7 protein-coding genes and 1 other RNA gene are annotated in these 5,052 nt (G+C 69.2%); 3 read left to right on the top strand and 5 right to left on the bottom strand.

Annotated features, from left to right (window positions below):
• The 5 genes from V6M42_RS11930 to V6M42_RS11910 all read right to left on the bottom strand — a co-directional run.
• Window positions 1-629: TIGR00282 family metallophosphoesterase (locus V6M42_RS11930; RefSeq protein ID WP_332678641.1), on the bottom strand; the 629-nt coding region annotated here is incomplete at its 3' end.
• A complete protein-coding gene (locus V6M42_RS11925) occupies window positions 626-1,171 on the bottom strand; it encodes a 5-formyltetrahydrofolate cyclo-ligase (protein WP_332659308.1) in 546 nt (181 codons plus the stop codon). The genes V6M42_RS11930 and V6M42_RS11925, both read right to left, overlap by 4 nt.
• A 113-nt stretch (window positions 1,172-1,284) precedes the next feature.
• Window positions 1,285-1,445, bottom strand: a non-coding RNA gene (gene ssrS / locus V6M42_RS11920) — 6S RNA.
• Between the two features lie 51 nt (window positions 1,446-1,496).
• Window positions 1,497-1,808 (bottom strand): cell division protein ZapA, encoded by a 312-nt coding sequence (locus tag V6M42_RS11915; protein WP_332678638.1) that lies wholly within the window; start codon window positions 1,806-1,808, stop codon window positions 1,497-1,499.
• The gene (locus V6M42_RS11910) at window positions 1,808-2,065 is read right to left on the bottom strand and encodes a hypothetical protein (RefSeq protein ID WP_332659310.1); all 258 of its coding nucleotides are present in this window, start codon (window positions 2,063-2,065) and stop codon (window positions 1,808-1,810) included. The genes V6M42_RS11915 and V6M42_RS11910 overlap by 1 nt, the downstream gene beginning before the upstream one ends.
• 143 nt (window positions 2,066-2,208) lie before the next feature.
• Between V6M42_RS11910 and tkt the strand changes: the two genes are divergently transcribed.
• From tkt to V6M42_RS11895, 3 genes are all read left to right on the top strand, one after another.
• The gene (gene tkt, locus V6M42_RS11905; protein WP_332678643.1) at window positions 2,209-4,158 is read left to right on the top strand and encodes a transketolase; all 1,950 of its coding nucleotides are present in this window, start codon (window positions 2,209-2,211) and stop codon (window positions 4,156-4,158) included.
• Window positions 4,159-4,162: 4 nt separating this feature from the next.
• Window positions 4,163-4,558 carry a VOC family protein gene (locus V6M42_RS11900; protein WP_332678637.1) on the top strand — a complete coding sequence of 132 codons (396 nt, stop codon included), beginning with the start codon at window positions 4,163-4,165 and terminating at the stop codon, window positions 4,556-4,558.
• Window positions 4,558-5,052: alpha/beta hydrolase (locus V6M42_RS11895; protein WP_332678635.1), on the top strand; the 495-nt coding region annotated here is incomplete at its 3' end. The genes V6M42_RS11900 and V6M42_RS11895, both read left to right, overlap by 1 nt.

Here is a 5,052-nt window from a genome sequence, read left to right as displayed (position 1 = left end):
ACCGAGTCATAGTCGCAGCAGCCGCCGGCGTCGGTCTGATAGGCCGTTCCGCCGGGCAGGATCTGGCAGTCGGCGGTCGGGACGTGGGTGTGGGTGCCGACCACCAGCGAGGCCCGGCCGTCGCAGAAATGGCCCATGGCCATCTTCTCGGAGGTCGCCTCGCAATGCATGTCGACGATGATGGCGTCGGCGGCCGCGCCCATCGGGCAGGCCGCGAGTTCCTTTTCGACCGCGCTGAACGGACAATCCATCGGATCCATGTGGATGCGGCCGAGCACATTCATGACCAGCACGGTCTTGCCGCTCTGGGTCTCGAACAGGTTGGCGCCGGCCCCCGGCGCGTCCATCAGGCGGGGATAGTTGGCCGGACGGATCAGGCGCGGCTCGCGCACGATATAGGTCAGGGCCTCGCGCTGGTCCCAGCTGTGGTTGCCCAGGGTCAGGCAGTCGGCGCCGGCCATGAACAACTCGCGCGCCGTGTTCTCGGTGATGCCGAAACCGCCGGCGGCGTTCTCGGCGTTGACCACCACGAAATCGAGTTTCAGGTCGCGCTTCAGGCCGGGCAGGTGGTCGCTCAGGCCGTCCCGTCCGGACTTGCCGACGACATCACCGAAAAAAGCCAGTCTCATGCGAAGGCTCTATAGCCCTTCTCGGTCAGAACGCCATGCAGGCGGATGTCGTGCGTCTCGACCGGCAGCCGCTCGACCTCCTGACCGGCGTAGGCGAAGCCGACCCGGATCGCGTCGGGCAAGGCCGCGAAGGTGCGGTCGTAGTAACCGCCGCCCTGCCCCAGTCTTCCCCCGTGGCGGTCAAAGGCCAGCAGCGGCGTCAGGATCAGGTCCGGCCTGACCGTCCCGGCCAGGGGAAACGGCGCGGGCACGCCGGCCTCGTCCAGCTCCAGAGGCTCGCCGGGCGACCAGCGGCGAAAGATCATGGGGGCGTCCCGCTCGATGACGACCGGCAGGCACAGTTCGCGCCCGGCCCGGCCCAGGGCCAGCGAGAGCGCGTCGACATCCAGTTCCGAACCGATGGCGCGATAGACGGCGACGATCAGGCCCGGAGGCAGGGCCCCGGCCTGTTCGGCGGCCCGTCCGGCGGCGCCCGCGTCCAGCCCGGCCAGACGCTTGCGCGTGGCCCGCATGGCGGCGCGGAGCTGATGCTTGTCGGTCATGGAAAGCCGTCCGGCCGCGTCGAACACGCCCGGCAGCCCTACTCCGCGCACAACCCGCGCTCAAGCAGCGAGCCGCCGCGCGGCGAGCGATTGCGCAAAAAGGAAGGGAGGTTGGCGGCGCCGCGAGAACCGTGAAGAGCGTTTAAATCCTCTCGACCTGGGTAGCCAGGTGGGCGCCGTGTGCCCAGGCCCACGAGCCTGGTCAGGGACAGCTCCCTTCGAGTGAATTAAGGTCGCAAGGAAATGTTGCCTTCGACGTGGGCCGCAGCAAGACCCGCCGCTGGACAAGATAGTCGTTCCGCCGGGGCGGAACAATGGCGCCGGCTCACAACCCCTGTGCGATCTTTTCCAATCGGGCGGCGACGGCGTTCAGGGCTTCAGCGACGCCATCGATGTTGGCGGCCGCCGAGGACGCGGGCGCGGCCCCGCCGTTGGCGCGCGCCTCGTGCAGTTCATCGGCCAGCATCAGACCGGCCATGAGGAACAGACGGATGTCGCCGACATGGCCGACTTCCCCCGCCACCTGACGCACATGACCGTCGAATTGGCCGGCGAGGGTGCGAACGCGGTCCTCCTGGCCGTCGGCGCAGCCGACGGCGTAGGGGCGGCCGTTGATCTCGACCGTCACCGTCGCCATCAGCGGGCCTCCTGTTCCGACAGGCTGTCGCGTATGGCGTCCGCGGCGCGTGACAGGGCCTCGGCGGCGTCGCGGCCGGCGGCTTCCAGTTCGAAGATGCGCAGGCGGTCGGTCTCGGTCGAGGGCTCGGGCGCGAACAGGTCGTCGTCCGGCACGCGACTGGAGCCGGCCGCGCGTCCCTTGAGGTCCAGCAGGCGGCGCTCGAGCAGGGCGAGCGCGCGGTCGACACGGTCCTTGGCGGCCGAAGCAGCATCCATTCGGGTCACATCCTCCAGAATCCGTATAGAACCCGCGCGCACGCCGGGGTAAAGCGGCGCGCTTCCTTTTTTCCGCCCCCCGACGAAAGGTCCTCCCCGTGACCGACGCCAAAAACGTATCCGAAAAGGCCACCCCGAAACAGATGGCGGACGCCATCCGGGTGCTTTCAATGGACGGGGTCGAAAAGGCGAAGAGCGGCCACCCCGGCATGCCGATGGGCATGGCCGATGTGGCGACGGTGCTGTTTTCCCGGTTTCTGAAGTTCGACGCCAGCCGCCCGGACTGGGCCGACCGCGACCGCTTCATCCTGTCGGCCGGGCACGGATCGATGCTGATCTACAGCCTGCTGCACCTGACCGGCTACAAGGCCGCGACGAAGGAAGAGCTGTCGAACTTCCGCCAGTGGGGATCGAAGACCGCCGGCCACCCCGAGTTCGGCCATATGCCGGGCGTCGAGACCACCACCGGCCCGCTGGGTCAGGGTCTGGCCAACAGCGTCGGCTTCGCCATGGCCGAGCGCCATCTGGCCGCGCGGTTCGGCGACGGTCTGGTCGACCACCGGACCTGGGTCGTCGCCGGCGACGGCTGTCTGATGGAGGGCGTGTCGCAGGAGGCGATCACCCTGGCCGGACGCTACAAGCTCAACAAGCTGACGGTGCTGTGGGACGACAACTCCATCACCATCGATGGGGCGGTCTCGCTGTCGGACGCGACGGACCAGAAGGCGCGCTTCAAGGCCGCGGGCTGGGCCGTGAAGGCTATCGACGGCCATGACATGAAGGCCATCAAGTCGGCGCTGCAGTGGGCGACCCGGCAGGACAAGCCGACCCTGATCGCCTGCAAGACGAAGATCGGCCGCGGCGCCGCCACCATGGAAGGCAGCCACAAGACGCACGGCGCGGCCCTGGGCGCGGCCGAGATCGCCGCCACCCGTCTGGGCCTGTCGTGGGCCCATGAGCCGTTCGAGCTGCCGGAAGCGGTCGACAAGGCCTGGAAGAAGGTCGGACGCCGCGGCGCCAAGGAGCGCAAGGCGTGGGAAGCCCGTCTGAACGCCTCGTCCCAGTCCGCCGACTTCACCCGCGCCATGAAGGGCGACCTGCCCGCCGGCGCCTTTGACAAGCTGCAGGCGAAGATCGCCGAACTGGTCGAGGCCAAACCGGCCCAGGCCACCCGCCAGTCGTCGGGCGCGGCGCTGGACGAGCTGTTCGCCGCCATTCCCGAACTGATCGGCGGCTCGGCCGACCTGACCGGTTCCAACAACACCTTCGTCAAGGGCACGCCGATCTTCGACGCGCCCACCTATGAGGGCCGGTACGTCAACTGGGGCATCCGCGAGTTCGGCATGGCCGCGGCCATGAACGGCATGGCGCTGCACGGCGGGGTCATCCCGTACGGCGGCACCTTCATGGTGTTCTCGGACTACAGCCGCCCCGCGATCCGGCTCGGCGCCCTGATGGGCGTGCGGGCGATCCACGTCCTGACCCACGACAGCATCGGCCTGGGCGAGGACGGCCCGACGCACCAGCCGGTCGAACATCTGGCCGCCCTGCGCGCCATCCCGAACCTGCTGGTCTTCCGCCCGGCCGATACGGTCGAGGCCATGGAGTGCTGGCAGGCGGCGCTGGAGCACAAGACCGCGCCGTCGGCCATGGCCCTGTCGCGGCAGAAGACGCCGGCTGTGCGCACCGTCGCCGCCTCGGAAAACCTGTCGGCCAAGGGCGCCTATGAGATCCGCGCCGCCAAGGGCGCCGCCAAGGTGACGCTGTTCGGCACCGGGACGGAATTGGCGCTGGCGCTGGCCGCCGCTGACGCGCTGGAGGCGGAAGGCACGCCGACGCGGGTCGTCTCGGTCCCGTGCTTCGAGCTGTTCTTCCAGCAGGATTCGAAATACCAGGCCTCGGTGATCGGGCGCGGGACCGTCCGCGTGGCGGTCGAGGCCGCCATCCAGCAGGGCTGGGAGCGGTTCATCGGCGAGGACGGCGGCTTCGTCGGCATGACCGGCTTCGGGGCGAGCGCGCCGGCCGAGGTCCTGTACGACAAGTTCGGGATCACGACGGACGCGGTCGTCGCGGCGGTCAAGGCGCGGCTCTAGGTCCGTGGCCCGTCTCGGCGCCGTCAGCCTGCTGGTCCGCGACTACGACGAGGCCATCGCCTTTTTCGTCGGCAAGCTGGGTTTCGAACTCAGCGAGGACACGGACATGGGCGGCGGCAAACGCTGGGTGCGGGCGACGCCCAGGGGCGGGCAGACCTCCCTGCTGCTGGCCAGGGCGACGACCGACGCCCAGCGCGAGGCCGTCGGCCGGCAGGCGGGCGACCGCGTCTGGCTGTTTCTGGAGACGGACGACCTCCTCCGGGACCACGCCGCATGGTCGGCCGCCGGCGTGGAATTCCGGGAGACGCCGCGACAGGAACCCTATGGGAAGGTTGTCGTATTCCAGGACCTGTACGGCAACGCCTGGGACCTGATCGAACCTGCCCGGGAGGCGAAGTGATGTTGCGGAAGGCGATGACGGCCTTGCTGGCGACGGGCGTTCTTCTGACGGCCGCGACGCCCGTCGCGGCCCAGTGGGACCCGACGCCGATCGTGATCGGACAGTCGTACGCCCTGCCCTCGACGGTGATGGGCGCGGCGCGCGAGATCAATGTCTGGCTGCCGCCCGGCTATGCGGAGGGCGCAACGCGGTATCCGGTGCTCTACCTCCTGGACGGAGGGACGACGTGGCAGGACTTCCACCATATCTCCGGACTGGCCCAGCTGGGGACGGTGAACGGCACGACGCGCGACGTGATCGTCGTCGGCATCGCCTCGGTGGATCGTCGCAATGAGCTGGCGCTGGCCACGGACAACGCCGAGCTGATCGCGCGCTATCCGACGCAGGGACACTCCGACCGCTTCCGGCGGTTCGTCGCGGACGAGGTCCAGCCGTTCATCGAAGGGCGTTTCCGGACCAACGGCGAGACGGCGCTGATGGGCGAGTCGCTGGCC

The sequence above is a fragment of the Brevundimonas sp. genome (assembly GCF_036677305.1).
GTDB lineage: Bacteria > Pseudomonadota > Alphaproteobacteria > Caulobacterales > Caulobacteraceae > Brevundimonas.
This window is presented reverse-complemented; position numbering and strand designations above follow the sequence as displayed.

Coding starts and splice junctions, on each gene's coding strand:
- V6M42_RS11925 (WP_332659308.1), bottom strand. CDS start 1,171: ATGACCGACAAGCATCAGCTCCGCGCCGCCATGCGGGCCACGCGCAAG.
- V6M42_RS11915 (WP_332678638.1), bottom strand. CDS start 1,808: ATGGCGACGGTGACGGTCGAGATCAACGGCCGCCCCTACGCCGTCGGC.
- V6M42_RS11910 (WP_332659310.1), bottom strand. CDS start 2,065: ATGGATGCTGCTTCGGCCGCCAAGGACCGTGTCGACCGCGCGCTCGCC.
- tkt (WP_332678643.1), top strand. CDS start 2,209: ATGGCGGACGCCATCCGGGTGCTTTCAATGGACGGGGTCGAAAAGGCG.